Here is a 19,995-nt window from a genome sequence, read left to right on the forward strand (position 1 = left end):
CAAACAAAAATCCCCGGATTCGCTCCGGGGATTTTTTATGAAGTAGAGATTATTTATTTCGCTTTTCGATAATCTCTTGCGCAACGTTTGGTGGAACTTCCTCGTACTGCGCGAGTTCCATAGTGCTGGCTGCGCGGCCCTGCGACATCGAACGGATGTCTGAGGTATAACCAAACATATTTGCCAATGGCACAAATGCCTTGATCAGCTTGGCGCCGCCCATCAAATCCTCCATAGCATCAATGCGACCACGACGTGAGTTCAGGTCACCGATGATGTCGCCCATAAACTCTTCTGGGGTGGTGACTTCAACCTTCATGACTGGCTCAAGCAAGATTGGGGTTGCTTGCTTGATACCTTCGCGGGCTGCCAAACTACCCGCCAATGAGAAGGCTAGTTCTGAGGAGTCGACATCGTGGTACGAGCCATCGTACAGCGTCGCCTTAACGTCAACCACTGGATAGCCAGCGATAACACCGCCCTCCAGAGTTTCCTTGATACCCTTCATGACAGCTGGGCGATATTCCTGAGGAACCACACCACCTTTAATCTCGTCAACAAACTCAAAACCTTTGCCAGCCTCATTCGGCTCAAAGCGTACCCAGACGTCACCGTATTGACCGCGACCACCAGACTGCTTGGCGTGCTTACCTTGGACTTCAGCCTTGCCCTTGATTGACTCACGGAAGGCTACCTGCGGCTCACCAATGTTAGCTTCAACCTTGAACTCGCGCTTCATGCGGTCGATCAAGATGTCCAGATGCAACTCACCCATTCCTGACATGATGGTCTGGCCGGTCTCTTCGTCAGTGTGGATGCGGAAGGTTGGGTCTTCCTCAGCCAAACGCTGCAAGGCGAGCGCCATCTTCTCCTGGTCAGCCTTTGACTTTGGCTCAACGGCGATAGATACTGGCGGTTCTGGGAACTCGATACTTTCCAGGGCGATTGGGTGCGCTGGATCAGTCAAGGTGTTACCGGTACCAGTATTCTTCAAACCAACCACCGCAGCGATGTCGCCAGCAGAGATCTTGTCAATGTCTTCGCGCTTGTCAGCGTGCATTCGAACGATACGACCAATACGCTCCTTATCGCCAGTGGTGGTGTTCAGGACGTAGCTGCCTGAGTTCAAGACACCTGAGTAGACGCGGATAAAAATCAGCTTACCAACAAATGGGTCAGTAGCAATCTTAAAGGCCAAAGCACTCATCGGCTCCTTGTCATCTGGTTTGCGGCTCACTTCGTCGCCAGTCTTTGGATTTTTACCCCAAATCTCGTCGACGTCCAGTGGGCTTGGCAAGTAGTCAACCATGAGGTCAAGCACCTTCTCGACGATGACACCGCGGCCATCGCCACCAGTGACCAAGAAGAAATCACCAGCCAACACGCGCTTGCGCAAGGCAGACTTCAGCTCATCAATCGTAATCGCTTCTTCACCCTGGTCGAGGAACTTCATCATTAACTCATCGTCAGCTTCAACGGCGTTCTCCACCAACAAGCTGCGGGCGTTCTGACACTTTTCCAGCATATCAGCTGGGATTTCGCCCTGTACCAATTCGTGGTCAGAAAAGTCAGTGTAGGTGTAAGCCTTCATGTCAATCAGGTCAACCACGCCGTTGATAGTCTTTTCGAAACCAATCGGGATGTGAATTGGGAAAGCTTGCTTACTCAAACGGTTGTGAATTGACTCCAGAGATTTCCAGAAATCACCACCAGTCTGGTTAATCTTGTTGATAAAGCAGATGCGTGGCACGCCGTATTTGTTGGCCTGGCGCCAGACAGTCTCAGACTGAGCCTCAACACCCATCTTACCGTCAAACACCGTCACAGCACCGTCGAGGACGCGCAGTGAACGCTCCACCTCAGCGGTAAAGTCGATGTGTCCTGGGGTGTCGATAATGTTGATCTTGTGACCCTTCCAGAAACAGGTCACGGCTGCTGAAGTAATAGTAATACCGCGCTCTTTTTCCTGCGCCATCCAGTCGGTGGTGGCACCGTCGCCGTCACCCTTCACCACACCGATTTTGTGGGTCAAACCAGTGCGATACAAAATACCCTCAGTTGTCGTCGTTTTACCGGCGTCAATATGGGCGATAATACCGATATTTCTAAAATTTTTCAGCGGAACATTCGTCTCTGCCATAATTTTCCTTTATATTACGTTAATTTGTCGAGATCTTTGGTCAATTTTTTGGCACCAAAAAACTACTCTTGCGTTTTATTATATCAGTTATCTGTAATTTTGACTAGCTTTGAGCCGGCGGATTTTTAGATTCATCAACCTCTGAAATCGACCCAGTAGGCGGATAATTGCCTGAAGCCTGAATAGGCGCCGGTGGGTACTGGCCTGGCGATTGTTGATAATAACCCTGCGGCGGATATTGTTGTGAAGGCATAGGACTCTGCTGTGATGGATATTGCTGTGGGGACACAGGACCTTGCTGATAGACCTGTTGCTGATACGGCAACTGCTGCGGATACTGGCCGACTACATACTGCGGGTAGGCATTAAATTTTCGACGACTACTGACGGAAACGATAATGGCAATAATTGACACTATCAAGAATAATGCTCCCGTAGAGGCAATTACCACAACTACTACAACCATCACAGTGTCATTGTCCGTCTTATCTGTCTCGGACTTTTTATTCGCCCCAGCATCTGCTACGCCACCAGGCTCTTTGTCAGACTTTTTAGGTTCTACATAATCATCTGGTGTATTAGAAGCTACATCAATCATCTTTGTGACTAGATAATTGCCGGAGTATTTTTTATCAAGCTTCTCAAACTTATCTTTCGCCTTAGAATATTTACCCTGAGAGAAATCCTCTAAACCATCTTTCCATAGTTTAGTTAATTCGCCTTCAGACGAAAGCTTAACATTATTTTTCTTAGCCATGCTTTTCAGGTCGGCAATATCACGGAAAACGCCACTTCCAAAACATGAATTATTCTTTTTATCACTGTTTGCACAGGCTGCACCACCATAAGTATTCAGCCCTATTTGCTTACCATCTTTATCAAAAGCCGGACCGCCACTATTTCCAGCGGCAATTTGTGCCGTCATCGAGAATAATTTGTGACCACCAGCGTCTCTTCTCATGCCACTGACACTACCCTGAGTTACTGTTGGCACAGTCTTAGCTTGCTTTGTTTGTGTGCCATTATCAACAACTGCTGGATAGCCAATTGCCGTTACCTGATCACCCTGAGACAAACCATTACTATCACCTAAGTCAACTGCCGGGAATCTACCGTCAATCTTTAAAATTGCCACATCGGTTTTGTCGCTATTTAAATCCATCCTAGCCTGTCGCAAATTGACTTCTGCATCAATCTTCTTAGCGCTAACATTGGTCGGGGTCTTCTTCCATCTCGAAATTTCCGGATTACTTCTATCATGAACAATCGGGTCATTTGAGGTCTGAATAATATAATCATATCGATCATTTTCTGACCGAATATTATCAATCGGCACGTTATCAATAAGACCTTGGATAGCTGCCGTTGCAGACTGATCACCGCCCTGTGATTTTTTTATTAGATCAACTAGGGCTTGTCTGGTTATATAGCCAGCATTTATCATGAAATGACAATAAGTGTCCCACTGCTCTCTTGACCGCAGCCCCCTGATCATACTCTGGTTGGCGACTTCTGTCACATGGCCGTTTGTAGCAATATAGCCATCATCCGAAACAATTGAGCCGCTACCAATCCCTCCAGTACACAGACCATTTAATCGCATAGTAGCACCATTTTGAGCTGTGTATATCATATCAGCGCAACGAATTGTCCCGACACGAACTGTAGAGATTTGGTTCCTAGCTACCACTTTAATAATAGATTTCTCATCTAAAGAATTTAGGGTATTTGTGGTATTCTTATCCTTCGAGAAATTCTCTACCTTAGCTAGGCTTATTCCCGAATCAGCCAGATGACCACTTCCGTCATTAGCGCTAACCAGATAACTCTCGTCTGGTTGATGGAAAGTAACAGCTCCCACTAACGATTCCAGCTGATCAATGTACGGCTGCATATATGCATTCTTGCTCAGCGCAAATATCGATATCCAGTAAGGTCTACCATTCTGGACAGTCATATATATTGTGCTCTCACCAGTTTTCTGCCACTTACCGTCATAGGTACTTCCATAATCCACGACCAGTTTCTTAAACTGCAGACCAGAAATTGTCACATCGCCAGTGTGATATTTCATATTTGGGTCTTTTTTCTTACGGCTATTGATATCGCCCTGAAGCAGCAGGTCTAAGTCGGAATATTTCTTAGTATCCTTATACTCATCGGGCATCGTCGAGCGGTCAAAATAGTTCTTCTTGCGCGAAGTTGTAATCGAAAGCTCTGGCATAATTTTCGTAAGTGAAAAGTTGCCATCTTTCTTATCTTTCTCTGGGTTCTGCCGATATATCAATTTAAGAATTGCGTAAGCGCGGCTTTCATTTAGTTCATCTTCACTGTATAAGTCGGCACGATATTCCTTACTGTTAGATTCTTTGCGAAGAACGTGGCCTTCACCAACAAACGTCTCCTTATCATATTGCAACGAAAATCCGTACTTAGAGACAACCTTACGATAATGCTGAGAGTTTTCCTCAGAAAGTAAGTCCTGAATCTTCTTCTTTGCTGAGCTACTAACGCCGGACGAACGATTATTATTAAGAACAACCACCCCAATAATGATTGAGATTAAAAAGATTACACCTAGGACAATTGCTAAGATTCTTAATTTCTTAATTGATTTTTGATTCATTTTATTACTACCTTACCTATAATTCACAAATTGCAGCGGCGTGTCATAATCATTTTCACGCACTAAACTAATGACTTTTTGTAATTCATCTTTTGAAGCAGAGGTAACGCGGACGAGGTCGCCCTGGATTTGCGGTTTGGCCTTTGGAGCGTTGGTGCGAATATCTGCAGCAATCCGCTTTGCCATCGCTTGATCAAGACCCTGCTTAAACGGTATCTCCCAAGTAGTCTTCAGATTTGAAGTAACTTTTTCCTTAGTGAGGTCTAGAGATTTGCTTGACTGACCACGAGCCGCCAATTTCTTACGCACAATATCCAGTACCGCGTCAACCTGCCACTCATTATCACCAGTGAGCTTCAAGCCTTTTTTATCATCCAGCCAGTCAATTCCAGCACTCGTCCCCTTAAAATCGTACCGCCCTTGGATTTCTTTTTCCGCCTGCATGAATACGTTGTTCATCTCAGCTTTGTCAATTTCTGACACAATATCAAATGAAAAACTTGCCATTTATCCTCCTGTTTTCTCTATTATAGCAAAAATCGCCCCTTCTACGGAGCGATTTTCTAATTTTGCGTTTAGGCAACGATTAGCCGCGAGCAAAGTGCGCAAAGGCACGGTTAGCTTCAGCCATCTTGTGAGTGTCTTCCTTCTTCTTGAAGGCAGCACCAGATTCGTTGTAAGCGTCAACGATTTCCAGTGCCAAACGCTGTGAGTATGGCATACCGCTGCGAGCACGGGCTGATTGCACCAGCCAGCTAAACGCGTAGTGCAACTGACGGTGTCCCTGAACTGGGAACGGAATCTGGTAGTTAGCACCACCAACACGGCGGCTCTTCACTTCAAAGTTTGGACTGACGTTTTTCAATGCTTTCTCAAACACTGCCAGTGGATCTTCTGAATCCAATTTCTTAGCAGCCGTTTCCAGTGCGGTGTAAACAGCGCGCTCGGCCGCCAATTTCTTGCCGTCCAACATTGACTTGTTGATCAAACGCTGCACCAACACGCTTTGGTAGCGGCGGTCAGGTTGCAATTGGCGTTGTAGTTTTTTGGTAACTTTACGAGGCATGATTACTTATCCCCTTTCTTGGTACCGTACTTCGAACGGCCCCGCTTGCGGTTGTTGACACCCTGGAGGTCCAACGCGCCACGGACAATGTGATAACGCACACCTGGAAGGTCAGGCACACGACCACCGCGGATTAAGACCACAGCGTGCTCCTGCAAGTTATGGCCTTCACCACCGATGTAAGCCCAGACTTCGTAGCCGTTGTTTAGTTTCACGCGGGCAACTTTACGCAAAGCCGAGTTTGGTTTCTTTGGCGTCTTGGTCGTCACACGCACACAAACACCACGCTTGAGCGGTGCATTCTGGTCGTAGTAACGCGTTTTCAGGGCGTTATGAATACGACCCAGTGCTGGCGACTTGGACTTTTTCTTAGCCGTTTGACGCGGTTTACGCACCAATTGGTTGATAGTTGGCATCCAATTTCTCCTTGGTTTATTTACTAATACTGGCGATATTCGCCTAATGGCTCTAGCGGGCTGGTGTGGCATTGACACGAAAAAACCAGCTTCTCTTAGCGCCTACGGCTTGGATTCAGCAACTCCGCCCCGTGTCTATACCTTTTCTGCCGAGCATGCAGCCTGTACACATTCAAACCACCGCGCGCCCCGAAAAGAGGAAACTCTGTGAAAGATTATAGCATAGATTACACGCAATTGCTATAGAAAAACCGCCCCGTACCCATCGGAGCGGTTTTCTGAGAAAAGAAGCTGGTTGGCTTATGCAGCCACGACCAATTCCTCTTCCTGGTTGTCAGCGAACTCGTCCTCGCTTGGCTCGTCGGTTTCCGTCTCTTCGACGGCGCCAGTTCCCACTGGAATCTTGCGGCCGATGATGACGTTTTCTTTGAGGCCATGCAAGTGGTCAGCGCGGCCAGATACGGCAGCGTTGATCAAGACGCGAGTGGTGTCTTGGAAGGACGCAGCTGATAGCCATGAGTCGCTCCAGATGGACACCTTGGTGATACCGAGTAGCAACTGGGTGTAGCTGATGAGGTTTTTACCCTCAGCGGCTAGTTGCTTATTGGTGTTCACCACCGCAGCCTTGGAGACGATGTCGCCAGTCACGAAGTCGCTATCACCCGCATCTTCGATCTGGACGCGACTGAACATCTGGCGAACGATGATCTCCAGGTGCTTGTCGGCCACGTCTTGACCCTGAGCGGCGTAAATACGCAGCACTTCGTTGATGATGTAGCGCTGAGTTACCTCGACACCCTTCAGGCGCATCAAGTCGTGCAGGTTCAATGAACCGGCCGTCAAGCGGTCGCCAGCTTCGACGACGTCGTTAGCCTTGACAACCAATTGCATGGTGCCTGGGATTTCGTAACGAGCTGGTGCGCCAGCTTCAGCAGCGATAACCAAGGTGTCTTCAGCTGCTTCAACCACACCGTCAAATGGTGCAATCAATGGACGAGCGTCATCTTCGCCAGTTGCCAGCACGTCGCCGGCCTTGACGCTTGAACCGGCCTTGACCACGATGGTTCGGCCATCTAGTGGCAAGCGCTCAACGTTGCCGGATTCTGGGGTAACTTGGACGATGTATTTCTTGCCATCTTCCCAAACGTCAACTAACCCGGCAATTTCCGTAACAAACGCCTGACCCTTTGGTGTGCGCGCCTCAAACAATTCTTCAACACGCGGCAGACCCTGGGTGATGTCACCACCGGCCACACCAGAGTTGTGGAAGGTACGCAATGTCAGCTGAGTACCCGGCTCACCGACTGACTGAGCAGCGATGACACCGACTGGCTGATGATTACCGACCAATTTACCAGTTGACATATCAACACCGTAGCTGCGCTGCGGGATGCCGTTGAGGTTATTGGTCGACAAGACTGATTGAATCTTGACACTTTGGATACTTTCATCATCATCAATTGAGTCAGCGATTTCACGAGTGATCAATTCGTCCTTGTTGACGTGACCTGGAATTGTCTCGGCGGCGTAACGACCAGCCAAGCGGTTCGAGAAGTCGATCATCGTTTCCTCAGTTTCTGAACGGTAGATTGCGTAACCTTCGTCGTCACCTTCAACGTCCTCAACCGTGAAGACGTCCTGCGCCACGTCGACCAAACGACGAGTCAGGTAGCCTGAGTCAGCAGTCTTGAGCGCGGTGTCGATCAGACCCTTACGTGCACCACGTGTTGCCACAAAGGCCTCAAGGCTGGACAAACCACCGGTGTAGGAGCTACGGATTGGCAGCTCAATTTCGTGGTTGGTTGCGTCCATCTGGATACCGATCATGGCGCTCGCCAGCTTCACGTTGGAAATATCACCACGAGCACCAGAGTTGACCATCATGGAAATACTGGTGTCCATGTGTGCTAGCTGTTCCTTCAAGAACGCGGTAATCTTATTGTCGACGTTTCGCCATGCGCTCACTGTCAAGTTGTAACGCTCTTCTTCGGTGATCAGACCTTGGTCGAACTGCTCAGAAATCAAAGCTCCCTTAGCATCACCTTCTGCCACGAACTCAGAAATTTCATCAAAGTGAACGTAGTCAGTCATACCGGTTGACACGGCCGCAGTTGTCGCAAAGCGGAAAGCTTGCCCCTTCATGCGGTCAGCGATTTTAGCAGTCTCCTCGGCACCATACTTGTTAAAGATTTGTGCCAATACCTTCTTCAGCTGCTTCTTCGTCTGAACATTGTTGTCATACGGGAAGTCCTCTGGCAGAATCTCATTAAAGAAGACACGGCCCAAAGTTGTCTGGCGCATTTCGCCCTTGGCAAAAATACGGATTGGGGTTTGCAATTGAATTGCACCCTTGTCGTACGCCATCTCTGCCTCGTAGACAGAGCTGTAGGTTTTGACATCGTCAGTCTGAGCTTGCGGCTTGTCGTAAGTTAGATAATAGTTACCCAGCACGATATCCTGTGAGATGTGCAGCACCGGCGCACCATCAGCAGGCTTCAACAAGTTGGCGGTTGCGCTCATCAATTCGCGAGCCTCAGCCTGTGCTTCTTTGGAGAGTGGCAAGTGAACGGCCATCTGGTCACCGTCGAAGTCAGCGTTAAATCCAGCACAAACTAGTGGATGTAGTTGGATAGCTTTTCCTTCAACTAGAACTGGCTGAAAGGCCTGAATTGACAAACGGTGCAAGCTTGGTGCGCGGTTAAGCAGTACGTACTTACCTTCAATCGCTGAATCAAGCGCGTCCCAAACCACTGCCTCGCCAGCCTCAATTAGGCGTGAAGCTGAGCGAATATTGTGCGCAAATTCGTTCTTAATCAACCAACTAATAACAAACGGCTTGAACAATTCTAGTGCCATTTGCTTTGGCAAACCACATTGGTGAATCTTCAATTTTGGACCAACCACAATCACCGAACGACCAGAATAGTCAACGCGCTTACCAAGAAGGTTCTGACGGAAGCGACCCTGCTTACCCTTCAGCATGTCGCTCAAGCTCTTCAAGCTACGGCGACCACCAGTTGAGCTAACGGCGCGACCACGTGATGCTGAATTGTCAATCAAAGCATCAACCGCTTCCTGCAGCATGCGCTTTTCATTGCGCTGAATAACTTCTGGTGCATTAAGTTCAATCAACTTCTTCAAGCGGTTGTTGCGGTTAATAATTCGGCGGTACAAGTCGTTCAAGTCAGATGTCGCAAATCGACCACCAGACAACGCCACCATCGGACGAAGATCCGGAGGAATCACTGGTAGAACCGTCATACATAGGCTAGATGGCTTAATGCCGGCAGCTTCCATACTCTCCAACATCTTCAATCGCTTCAGTAGCTTCTTCTGTCGCTGACCCTTTGCTCCTTCAGCTTCTTCAGTCAATTCCTCAATTAGCTTTGGCAAATCAATATTATCCAGAAGTGACTTCACTGCGCTAGCACCCATGCCAACCTCAATCAGCTCGTCATACTCTTCCGGCAAATTGCGATATTCAGTCTCTGAAATCAGCGCGCCCTTATTTAAGCCTTCCAATTGCGACTTCTTACCGACGTAATTTTCTTCCAACTCTTCAACTTCACGACTCTGCTCTTTAGCTAATTGCTTAACGTCAGCGCCATCTTCCTCGGCCATTTTTTCATAGCGGAGTTTGATAGCTTTACGAGCCAAATCAGTTTCCGCTTCCAAATCTGCCAAATATTGATCACGAGTTTCTTCGTCAACGTTCAAGATAACGTAAGTTGCAAAGTAAACAATCTTCTCAATATTACGGACCGTCATGCCGAGGAGCTGACTCATAGCGCTTGGTGTGCCGCGCATAAACCAAATGTGCGCCACTGGTACTGCTAATTGGATGTGGCCCATTCGCTCACGACGAACGATTGATTTAGTAACTAGCTCACCGTTCTTATCAACCGCAGCTTCGCGTGAACGTACGCCCTTTAATTTTGAGTCGTGCGGATTGATATCCTTAACCGGACCGAAGATTCGCTCACAGAACAATCCGTCGCGCTCTGGCTTTTGGGTGCGGTAGTTAATTGTCTCTGGCTTCAAAACCTCGCCGTAGCTCCATTTCAGAATGTCTTCTGGGCTAGCTACCGCCAAACGAACCGCGTCAAAATCGCTGATGCCCGTTGCGTTAAATGCAGAATTTGCCATCTTACGCGTCCTCCTTTATTTCTTCTACTTCATCAATATCTTGTACACTCATACCGCTGTCAATTTCACCGATGTCGTCTGATTCGTCCAAGTATACTTCTTTCTCTTCTTCATCGTCAGTAGCTACGGTCTTATCCTCTGGGCCGCTTGAAGCGATGACATGCTCAGCGTCAACTGTTGCTTCGTCATCAACCAAGTCAACCCGAAGGCCCAAGCCTTGAAGCTCCTTAACCAACACGTTGAAGGATTCTGGCAGTTTTGGACCGACAATCGGCTCGTCCTTAATGATTGACTCGTAAGCCTTAGCACGACCGTAAACGTCGTCGGACTTAATTGTCAACATTTCCTGCAAGGTTGCAGCGGCACCGTAGGCTTCTAGTGCCCAGACCTCCATCTCGCCGAAGCGCTGACCACCGTTTTGCGCCTTACCACCGAGCGGCTGCTGAGTCACCATGGTGTATGGACCAGTTGAGCGAGCGTGAATTTTGTCAGAAACCATGTGGTGCAACTTAATCATATGCATCACACCGACTGTGGTACGCTCTTCAAACGCTTCACCAGTACGGCCATCGAATAGTTGCGATTTACCGTCACGTGCTAGTCCTGCTTTTTCTAGTTCATCAGAAATTTTCTCACTTGGCACACCATTAAACGACGGGGTTGCTACGCGGTAGCCCAATGCTCGCGCCGCCATACCGAGGTGCGTCTCAAACAGCTGACCAAGGTTCATGCGGCTTGGCACACCAAGTGGGTTCAAGATTACGTCAACTGGCGTACCATCTTCTAGGAACGGCATATCCTCAACTGGCAGAACTTTCGCTACAACGCCCTTGTTGCCAAAGCGTCCAGCCATCTTATCACCAACACCAATCTTTCGCAGTTGTGCCACAAAAATCTGGATCTGCATCAAGACGCCTGCCTTCAATTCATGGCCATTTTCACGGCTAAAAATCTTCACACCAACAACTTTACCACCGCCAGCATTGTTCATGCGCTGTGAGGTATCACGGACATCCTTAGCCTTTTCACCGAAAATAGCGCGGAGCAGGCGTTCCTCAGAACTCAGTTCTTGTTCACCCTTTGGTGTAATTTTACCAACCAAAACATCGCCCGCCTTAACCTCAGAACCAATTTGGACAATTCCATTCTCATCCAAGTGGCGCAGACTTTCCTCAGAAACGTTTGGAATATCGCGCGTCACAATCTCCGGACCAAGCTTCGTCTCACGGACCTCAACGGTGTAATCCTTAATATTGATACTGGTCAATCGATCATCTTCAACCAAACGACGACTCATGATAATCGCGTCTTCCATGTTGTAGCCACCCCATGGCATGAAGGCTACTAATAGATTCTTACCTAGGGCAATTTCACCACCAGCAATTGAGGCGCCTTCAATCAGAATATCGCCCTTCTTCACCTTATCACCGCGCTCAACGCGAACTTTTTGGTTGTAACAACGATCGTCATTATTCTTCACAAAGTGCTTCAGGGTGTAAATCTTTACACCGTCAGCATATTTAACATGAATCTCGTCCGCATCAGCACGAACAACTTCACCGTTTGCCTCAGCCTGGATTAAGTGACCACTATTTTCAGCCACAGCCTTCTCAATTCCAGTACCAACAGTTGCTGACTCCGGAGTAAGAAGTGGCACAGCCTGACGTTGCATGTTTGAGCCAGTCAAGGCGCGGTCAACACGAGTCTTCTCAATGAACGGAACCAACGCTGCGGTTGAGCCCAGAATCTGACGGTGAGCTGCGTCCATGAAAGTAACTTGGCTAGCGTCAACCTGTGATGGCTGCATATTGTTACGAGCATTAACGCGCTCATCGCGGAAAGTACCATCTTCATTCAGAACTTCACCAGCGTCAGCGATAACTTCACCGATTTCCTGTGAAGCGTCCAGATAAACAAGCTCATCGGTCACGCGACCGTCTTTGACGCGTAGATATGGAGTCTCAATAAAACCATATTCATTAACTCGAGCATAAGCTGCCAAGTTCAGCACCAAACCAACGTTAGCACCTTCTGGTGTCTCCACTGAACAGATACGGCCGTAATGTGTTGGGTGAGCATCACGAACTTCAAATCCAGCACGCTCACGGCTCAAACCGCCAGGGCCAGTCGAACTCAAGCGTCGCTTATGGCTCAATTCTGACAATGGGTTAACCTCGTCAAGTAACTGCGACAACTGGCTTGAAGTAAAGAACTCACGCACTGCCGCTACAATTGGACGAGCATTGATTAGCTGACTTGGGCTAACACTTTCCATATCAGCCACGCTCATGCGGTCCATGGCGTTGCGCTGCATCCTGAGCATACCAACGCGGAACTGACGGGCAATCAGCTCGCCAACCAAACGAACACGGCGATTATTCAACGCATCAATGTCATCAGCTGGCTCCTGAGTGTTGTTAAGGCGAATCACTTCACGCAAAATCGCCACCAAGTCGCTCATCTGCAACGTACGATTTTCAGTCGTATTAGCAACATCAAGACCCAAACGCTGATTGATCTTATAACGACCAACGCGGGAGTAATCAAATCGCTTGAAGTCAAAGAACATGCGTTCAATCATCTGGCGAGCATTGTCAACCGTCGCCAAATCACCTGGACGCAAACGACGATAAACCTCAATCAAAGCCTCATTTGCACCACGCGCTGTGTCCTTGTCTAGGGTTTCCTCGATATATTTCACGTCGCCTGTGTCGATATCAGCAAACAATTCCTTAATTTCACTAGTCTTTGGATAGCCCAAAGCACGTAGCAATGTCGTTGCTGGAATCTTGCGGCGGCGATCAATCTTCACGTAAATCGTACCGTTAGAAGCCGTCTCAAACTCCATCCACGCACCACGGCCTGGAATAATCTTTGCGCCGTAATAGTTACGACCAGCCACAGTTTCAGCTGTGAAGAATACACCCGCCGAACGAATCAGCTGGCTAACAACTACACGCTCAGTACCGTTAATAACAAACGTACCACGATCGGTCATCCATGGATATTCACCGAGGTAAATTTCTTGCTCCTCAACCAGACCAGTTGTCTTGTTAGTCAATTCAACCGTCGCGTGCAGCGGCGCTTCAAATGTCAAGTTATTTTCTTTAGCAAACTGGTCAGTGTTTTTTGGCTCGCCAAAATAATATTTGCCGAATTTCAATGACAACTTTTGACCAGTATAGTCGTCAATTGGATTAACTTCTGAAAATATCTCGCTCAAACCTTCTTCGACGAACCAGCGCCAAGAATCTTTTTGGTGAGCGATTAGGTTTGGCAGCGGCAGGGCGTTGTCACCAGAGGTGAAATAGACGCGCTCGCTGCTTGTGGATGGTTTTTTTGCCACAGGCGTAAACACTCCTCGCTTTATTTAGTGGTTGATAGACGGCCGTGAAGATCCCTAATTCATAGCCTAAAATCACGATTTGCCCGCTCGCAATTTTCACCCGCCATGAATACACTACTTCTCTAAATAATCATTATGACGAAAAATGTCAATAAAATCAAGGGGTTTGCATAACTATCCTAAGCGGCATTCGGCAATTCTTCCTCAATAGATCCCATACGAACAGGAACTGGATTGCCGAGCGGACCTCTTAGATTACCCAGCAAGGAGAGGGCGGCACCCCCCAATCCCGCAAGCACGCGAGCAGTCTGAGGAACATCAAACTCTACATCATGACGAAAATACAAACCAGCTAATCTACCCACAACGCCAAACGAGCCCACCTCTCCACCATGCTTTTCATACGTACGAGGATTAACACGCCTTACAGCATCAGCAAATCTCTCATCGGCATCAGTAGAGGCGTAAGCGCAAAGCTTAGTGACTCTGCTTCTCATGGATTGACCAAAGTCCTTTCGTGCCTGATCTACCATACTCTGGAGATAGTCTGGCCAAGCCTTCTCAGCATCATCACTCGCGCCAAAAATCTCCATATACATAGGCCTACCCGCTTGATTATCACCATATTGCGGAGCAACTCTACCCCTTTTAATAGTCACTCTCGCAGCAGCCAGTAAAGCGCCGCTACCGAGCCTTTTTACTACATAAATTCCAGAATCCCGCCTACGCACCTCACGCCGTAAATTGTCTGGGCTATTTATATCACAAACGGCACGTGTTAAGTCGGGATTTGTCTGCCCTTCGCCTATAAGATTCCCCGCTCTTAACCATATATCACGGATAGACTCCGCACATTCATCATCAATTTCATCCGGCATCAGTCTGCCTATTAGTAGCTTTTCAGACATCAATTCCTCCATCCTCCTTAATCTCATCAATCAGCATATCATGAACTTCTTCGACATTTCCATCTGCTAAGACGACTGGAATATCGTAATCCTTAGCAATTTCCAGATAACCATCATCAACCTTTTCCTGAAAGTCCTGCCCGCGCGACTCAAAAGTGTCGGGATTTTTCAGCTCGCCGCGCATAGCAATTCTCTCCTCACGCTTATCATGACTTAAACTTAGGATAATCATAATATCTGGATGCAAATACCTCTCATCAGTAAAAAGCTTAGTTAATCGTAAAATCTCAGACTCATCATAACCTTCACCTCGGCCCTGATAAACCAGTGTTGAAATATAGTTTCGCGCGCTCAGGACAATCTCCCCGCGCTCTAAAGCCGGCTGAATTTTTTCTCGCCACAGTTCCCGCCGCGCCGCCGAAAATAATGCCACGTTAACCGCCGCCGAACGGGCCAGATCGCCGTTCTTAATCACCTTTCGCAGCTCATCGGCTATCGGCGTTGATTTCTCTGGATCATCACTGCCAGGCTCCTCGACTACACAAACCGTCCGCCCACGCTCTCGAAAATAATTCGCCAACTTAGCCACCTGTGTTGATTTGCCCGTTCCGTCATTACCTTCAATAACAATATATTTTCCTAAACTACCCATCATCACCTCGTAATTACAATATGCGGCTTCCGTAAAAATACCAGCCATTTTTTTGTTTTGCCATCAATTCTTATCAAGTGAGTATGCTGATGTATCATCGACTTGGTTTTGCTGCCTTGGGCTCGAGCATAAATTGAATAGCCACTAGATTCAAACCTAGCAACCTGATTAATATAGTCAATCTTTTCCTCGTCCTTCAAATTTGCCAACGAATCGACGTGCCGCTTAGGTATCACCATTAGATGGTCATTCACACCGCAGCCGTCCCAAAAATCATAGCCAAATCGATTTTTAATGATTAGGCAATGTTTCGTTTCTTCTACGACTTGACTTGTGTGCTGTTTTACCAATTGACAGAAGTCGCAACTTTCAGATTTATTACTTTTCTTATGATTATTATATTCTTTTTCTTTCGTCCGCCAACGGAACATTGAGCCAGTCATCATTATAAAATCCCCTCGCTTAGACCCGGAATTTCCATCGGTTTATGTCGATTGTCCTTAAAGGCTCGCGGCAACATCATTTCAGGTTGCCAAGTTTTTATCAATTCATCCAAATCATCAGTGTGCTGATATTTACCACTCATACCACCGCGACCACTAGCGTAACCGCCGTCAACCGGGCCAGTGTGATGAAAAATCAGCTGCCCAATGCGCTCGCCGACAGGCAGTACTACACTTTCGTGTTTATTCAAATTGTAAATCTCAAGTGTAATCCGATTTATATAACCCGGATCAACCCAGCCCGCATCAAAACACACTGCCACGCCATTTCTACCCCACGAGCTACGACTTTTCACCTCAGCCGCTCCACCGTGCGCCCGAATCCCCACAAACTCATGCGTATGTGCCAAAATTCGCTCACCAGGCTTTAAGACGATTATCGGATGATCTGGCGGAATATTTTGAAACTCTCGAAAGCCATGCCGCTTACACCACTCGGCATGCGGCATCGCTTTAAGAGGGCCTTTAAAGTAGCGGTCAACGTCCGCCTTATCAAATGGATTATAAACCCGCGATATCTCGTCATATTCCTGTTTATAAAAATTAAAGCCTAGCGTAAAATCTAAGCTGGCTTCTGATACGTTTTTTGGATTAAACGGCGTACAGACAATTGTCCCATCGTCAATTGCCGCCAATATATCTTTATTTGAATACACGCTCACTAAACACCTCCCATTGCGTGATTTTTCTACCAAATCTCATTATGGCAAGTTTCCGCATTTCCATCAAGCTTTCCGTAAATTTTACATCATGATAGACTACAATTATGGAGAAAGCTATAATCGTTGCCTATGATAAAAATCGTGCTATTGGACGAAACGGTGATTTGCCTTGGGGCCGGAGCTTACCAGCAGATTTGGCGCATTTTAAGAAGCTAACCAAAGGCGGCAATGTCATTATGGGCCGAAAAACTTTTGAATCAATCGGCAGCCGTCCGCTACCAGACCGCGAGAACATCGTTATTTCCTCGCGGCCCACTGGCGTTAAGAAAGTGTTAACAGCCATGAATTTACAGAGCGCCTTAGCTTTGTCACGCTACCCGACTTTCATTATCGGCGGCTCGCAGGTTTATAAAGATGCACTAGACACCCCAGAAATTGATACTATTTACACCACTGAGGTGGACGCTGCATTTTCAGACGCTGACACCTTTTTCCCAGAGATAGACATGACCGTTTGGGAAGAGGTTGACCGTGTCTACCACCCAGCAGATGAAGCCAATGCCTACGCTTTTGACTTTGTGATCTACCGGCGAAAACCCGCGGCATGACAGTTTTACACCGCAATCGGCGCCTTAATCGGCGGGTGATGCTCGTAGTCCTCCAGGCGGATATCGTCAATGGTGAAGTAATCAATATTCTTAACATCTGGATTCAGCCACAGCTTTGGCAGCGGCAGCGGACGGCGCGACAATTGCTCATCGACCTGCGCGCTGTGATTATTATAAATATGCGCACTATTTAGCGTATGGATGAATTCGCCAGGCTGTTTATCAGTTACTTGAGCGATCATCGACAGTAGCAGAGCGTAACTGGCGATATTAAACGGTACGCCGAGGAACATGTCCGCCGAACGCTGGGTTAACGCCAGATCCAGCTTATCCTTCTCACCGTTTCTGCCTGGCCGCACATTAAATTGGAACATAGTATGACATGGCGGCAGTCCGCCCGACCGCACAATGTCGTCAATTTCCGCCACGTTCCAGGCGCTGACAATGTTGCGCCGCGACGTCGGATTATGTTTTATCATGTCGATGGCGTTTTGGATTTGGTCAATCGTCCTGCCCTTGCCGTCCGGCCATTTCCGCCACTGCACGCCGTAGACTGGTCCCAAGTTACCCCACTTCTCAGCAAACGCGTGATCCGTCGCAATCTTATCAATAAATCCCTTCATTCCAGCGCGCCACTCGTCGCCGTTAATTTCTGGTATTTTCTGACCAGTTTTTTCTAGGTAATTTTTATATGGCCACTCATCCCAAATATGAACGCCGTTTTGCGCCAAATATTCAATATTGCCCGTACCCTTAAGAAACCATAAAAGCTCATGAGCGACGCTTTTGAAATATAACTTCTTCGTGGTCATAGCCGGAAATCCGTCCGCCAAATCATACCGCGTCTGCACGCCAAACACTTCCGTAGTACCCGTGCCAGTGCGGTCGCCTTTTTTTACGCCGCTGTCACGGACATGCTGTAACGCGTCTAAATATTGCCTCATACCTCCTCCTTGCCTTTTCTCAATTATGACAATACGCGAGCATAACCGCAAGCAAAACCAGCGGTATTTTTGACAACAAAAAGACTATGATAGCTTACTTAAAACCTTATCAACCAACCCGTACTTTACCGCTTCCTGAGGACTCATCCAGTAGTCGCGTTCCATGTCGGTTTTGACTTTAGCGAGTTTCTGGCCGGTGTTTTTGGCCATGATTTTCGCCAGCATCTCCTTCACTTCCAGCGTTTCTTTCAGGTCAATTTCCATGTCGGTCACCTTGCCGCGCGTGCCAGAGGAAGGCTGATGAATCATCACCTTGGCGTGCGGCAAACAAAACCGCTTGCCTTTGGCGCCAGAACTGAGCAAAAATGCACCCATACTAGCCTGCAGACCGATACCATAGGTCGCTACGTCCGGCTTGATAAAATTCATAGTGTCATAAATCGCCATGCCATCATAGACGCTGCCGCCCGGACTATTGATATAGAGCGAGATGTCCGCCTCCGGATCAACGTACGCCAGATGCAGTAACTGCGCCACCACACTGTTGGCAGTATGTTCATTAACCTCCTCGCCAAGGAAAATAATCCGCTCATTCAGCAAACGTGAATAAATATCAAACGCCCGCTCACCATCAGCCGACTTCTCGATCACTGTAGGAATAAGATAAGATTTGGGCGAGTTCATACTATTTCGCCGTGTTTAATTCCATCAATTTAGCGACAGTTTTATCGGTAATCATTCGATTGGCGATATCACGGTGAACATTTGGATTATCAAACTGCTCCAACATTTTCTTATCTTTACCGTATTGCTGCTTAAAGAAGTCAATCTGCTTCTGAATCTCATCGCGAGAAGCCTCAATCTTCAATTCTTTTGACAATTCTGCCAACACCAGACCAGCCTTAACGCGCTTTTCCGCAGCTGGACGAGCTTCTTTCTTTGTCCACTCGTCTTTGTCCTTAAAGCCCTGAGTCTTCAAGTAGCTATCCAGGCTCAGTCCGCTGTACATCAAATTCTGCGTCAAATCACGCTCAATTGACCGCAATTGATCTTCAACCAAAAGCTCCGGTAGCGACACCTTACTCTTCTCCGCCAATTCACTGACTAGCGCGTCCTTAAACTTCTCGTCAGCTTCACGATCTTTTTGCATGGTCAGCTCGCGCTTGATGTCTGCTTTCACTTCCTTCATCTCTGTAAAAGGACCACACTTTGCCGCAAATTCATCATTCAGCTCTGGCAATTTCAGCTCGTTAACTTTATGGATTTTTACAGTAAAGACAACGTCTTGACCGGCCAAATTATCAGCGTGATAATCTTCTGGGAATTTCAATTTCAGGTCAAACTCCTCACCGGCTTTGTGACCAATCACACCCTCTTCAAAACCTGGAATAAATTGACCATCACCAAGCTTCAGGCCATATTCCTTCGCAGAGCCACCCTCAAATGCCACGCCGTCTTTTTTACCAGTAAAGTCAATCACTGCTTCATCGCCAGCTTTAGCTGCACGCTTTACTTCTGACTTTTCAGAATAATTTTTACGAATTCGCTCAATGACGTCATCGACTTCTTTATCTTCAACCTTAGCTACTTCTTTTTTAGCTTTTAGCTTTTTATAATCACCCAGCTTCACTGGCGGGATAATCTCAACTTCAGCCGTAAATTCTAATTCAGCACCCGGCACAAATTTCTTAACCTCAACACTTGGGCGGTCCAAGGCCTGAAATTTTTCCTGTAAAAATGCTTCAGCCACCGCTTTTGATAAAGCATTTTCTAAAACTTGCTCCTGCAACGCGTTAGGGTCTACGTGCTTAGCGGCCACGCTTACCGGAACTTTGCCTTTACGGAATCCTGGAACCTTAATGTCACGGGCCAACTTCGTCAGAGAAACTTGCTCGGCATCAGCTAATTCACTCGTACCCAGAGAAATTGTCAATTGAACTTTAGTATCTGATAATTTTTTTACAGTCGTCTTCATAAA

At 47.5% G+C, this 19,995-nt stretch carries 15 protein-coding genes; 1 reads left to right on the top strand and 14 read right to left on the bottom strand.

Features of this window, described 5'->3' with window-relative positions:
- Positions 1 to 49: 49 nt before the first annotated feature.
- The 11 genes from fusA to TM7x_RS02065 all read right to left on the bottom strand — a co-directional run bounded on the left by fusA (position 50) and on the right by TM7x_RS02065 (position 16,465).
- Entirely contained in the window at positions 50 to 2,140 is a 2,091-nt protein-coding gene (gene fusA, locus TM7x_RS02015) for an elongation factor G (protein WP_039327439.1), read from the bottom strand.
- Between the two features lie 103 nt (positions 2,141 to 2,243).
- A complete protein-coding gene (locus tag TM7x_RS02020) occupies positions 2,244 to 4,766 on the bottom strand; it encodes a S1 family peptidase (RefSeq protein ID WP_039327441.1) in 2,523 nt (840 codons plus the stop codon).
- A gap of 12 nt (positions 4,767 to 4,778) precedes the next feature.
- Positions 4,779 to 5,273: a YajQ family cyclic di-GMP-binding protein gene (locus tag TM7x_RS02025; protein WP_039327443.1), complete on the bottom strand. Its 495-nt coding sequence runs from the start codon at positions 5,271 to 5,273 to the stop codon at positions 4,779 to 4,781.
- Between the two features lie 79 nt (positions 5,274 to 5,352).
- A complete protein-coding gene (rpsG, locus tag TM7x_RS02030; RefSeq protein WP_039327445.1) occupies positions 5,353 to 5,832 on the bottom strand; it encodes a 30S ribosomal protein S7 in 480 nt (159 codons plus the stop codon).
- Positions 5,833 to 5,834: 2 nt separating this feature from the next.
- On the bottom strand, positions 5,835 to 6,248 hold the full coding sequence (gene rpsL, locus TM7x_RS02035; RefSeq protein WP_039327447.1) for a 30S ribosomal protein S12: 414 nt from the start codon (positions 6,246 to 6,248) through the stop codon (positions 5,835 to 5,837).
- Between the two features lie 300 nt (positions 6,249 to 6,548).
- Positions 6,549 to 10,394 (bottom strand): DNA-directed RNA polymerase subunit beta', encoded by a 3,846-nt coding sequence (rpoC, locus tag TM7x_RS02040; RefSeq protein ID WP_052198826.1) that lies wholly within the window; start codon positions 10,392 to 10,394, stop codon positions 6,549 to 6,551.
- A 1-nt stretch (position 10,395) separates the two neighbouring features.
- A complete protein-coding gene (rpoB, locus tag TM7x_RS02045; protein ID WP_052198889.1) occupies positions 10,396 to 13,740 on the bottom strand; it encodes a DNA-directed RNA polymerase subunit beta in 3,345 nt (1,114 codons plus the stop codon).
- A gap of 179 nt (positions 13,741 to 13,919) precedes the next feature.
- The gene (locus TM7x_RS02050; protein ID WP_138074078.1) at positions 13,920 to 14,648 is read right to left on the bottom strand and encodes a hypothetical protein; all 729 of its coding nucleotides are present in this window, start codon (positions 14,646 to 14,648) and stop codon (positions 13,920 to 13,922) included.
- Positions 14,641 to 15,348, bottom strand: a complete 708-nt coding sequence (tmk, locus tag TM7x_RS02055; protein WP_082001341.1) for a dTMP kinase — start codon at positions 15,346 to 15,348, stop codon at positions 14,641 to 14,643. The genes TM7x_RS02050 and tmk overlap by 8 nt, the downstream gene beginning before the upstream one ends.
- Complete coding sequence (locus TM7x_RS02060) at positions 15,303 to 15,746, bottom strand: HIT family protein (RefSeq protein WP_138074079.1); 444 nt, start codon at positions 15,744 to 15,746, stop codon at positions 15,303 to 15,305. Before TM7x_RS02060 ends, tmk begins: the two co-directional genes overlap by 46 nt.
- Complete coding sequence (locus tag TM7x_RS02065; protein WP_039327454.1) at positions 15,746 to 16,465, bottom strand: dCTP deaminase; 720 nt, start codon at positions 16,463 to 16,465, stop codon at positions 15,746 to 15,748. Before TM7x_RS02065 ends, TM7x_RS02060 begins: the two co-directional genes overlap by 1 nt.
- A gap of 104 nt (positions 16,466 to 16,569) precedes the next feature.
- Between TM7x_RS02065 and TM7x_RS02070 the strand changes: the two genes are divergently transcribed.
- The gene (locus TM7x_RS02070; RefSeq protein WP_039327456.1) at positions 16,570 to 17,073 is read left to right on the top strand and encodes a dihydrofolate reductase; all 504 of its coding nucleotides are present in this window, start codon (positions 16,570 to 16,572) and stop codon (positions 17,071 to 17,073) included.
- Between the two features lie 5 nt (positions 17,074 to 17,078).
- Here TM7x_RS02070 and TM7x_RS02075 read toward each other — a convergent pair whose 3' ends face one another.
- The 3 genes from TM7x_RS02075 to tig form a co-directional block, all read right to left on the bottom strand.
- Positions 17,079 to 18,017: a thymidylate synthase gene (locus TM7x_RS02075; RefSeq protein WP_039327458.1), complete on the bottom strand. Its 939-nt coding sequence runs from the start codon at positions 18,015 to 18,017 to the stop codon at positions 17,079 to 17,081.
- Positions 18,018 to 18,101: 84 nt separating this feature from the next.
- On the bottom strand, positions 18,102 to 18,701 hold the full coding sequence (locus TM7x_RS02080) for an ATP-dependent Clp protease proteolytic subunit (protein WP_039327460.1): 600 nt from the start codon (positions 18,699 to 18,701) through the stop codon (positions 18,102 to 18,104).
- A gap of 1 nt (position 18,702) precedes the next feature.
- Positions 18,703 to 19,992 carry a trigger factor gene (gene tig / locus TM7x_RS02085; RefSeq protein WP_039327463.1) on the bottom strand — a complete coding sequence of 430 codons (1,290 nt, stop codon included), beginning with the start codon at positions 19,990 to 19,992 and terminating at the stop codon, positions 18,703 to 18,705.
- Positions 19,993 to 19,995 lie beyond the last annotated feature (3 nt).

Origin of the sequence: Candidatus Nanosynbacter lyticus (genome assembly GCF_000803625.1) — a bacterium.
Taxonomy (GTDB): Bacteria; Patescibacteriota; Saccharimonadia; order Saccharimonadales; family Saccharimonadaceae; genus Nanosynbacter; species Nanosynbacter lyticus.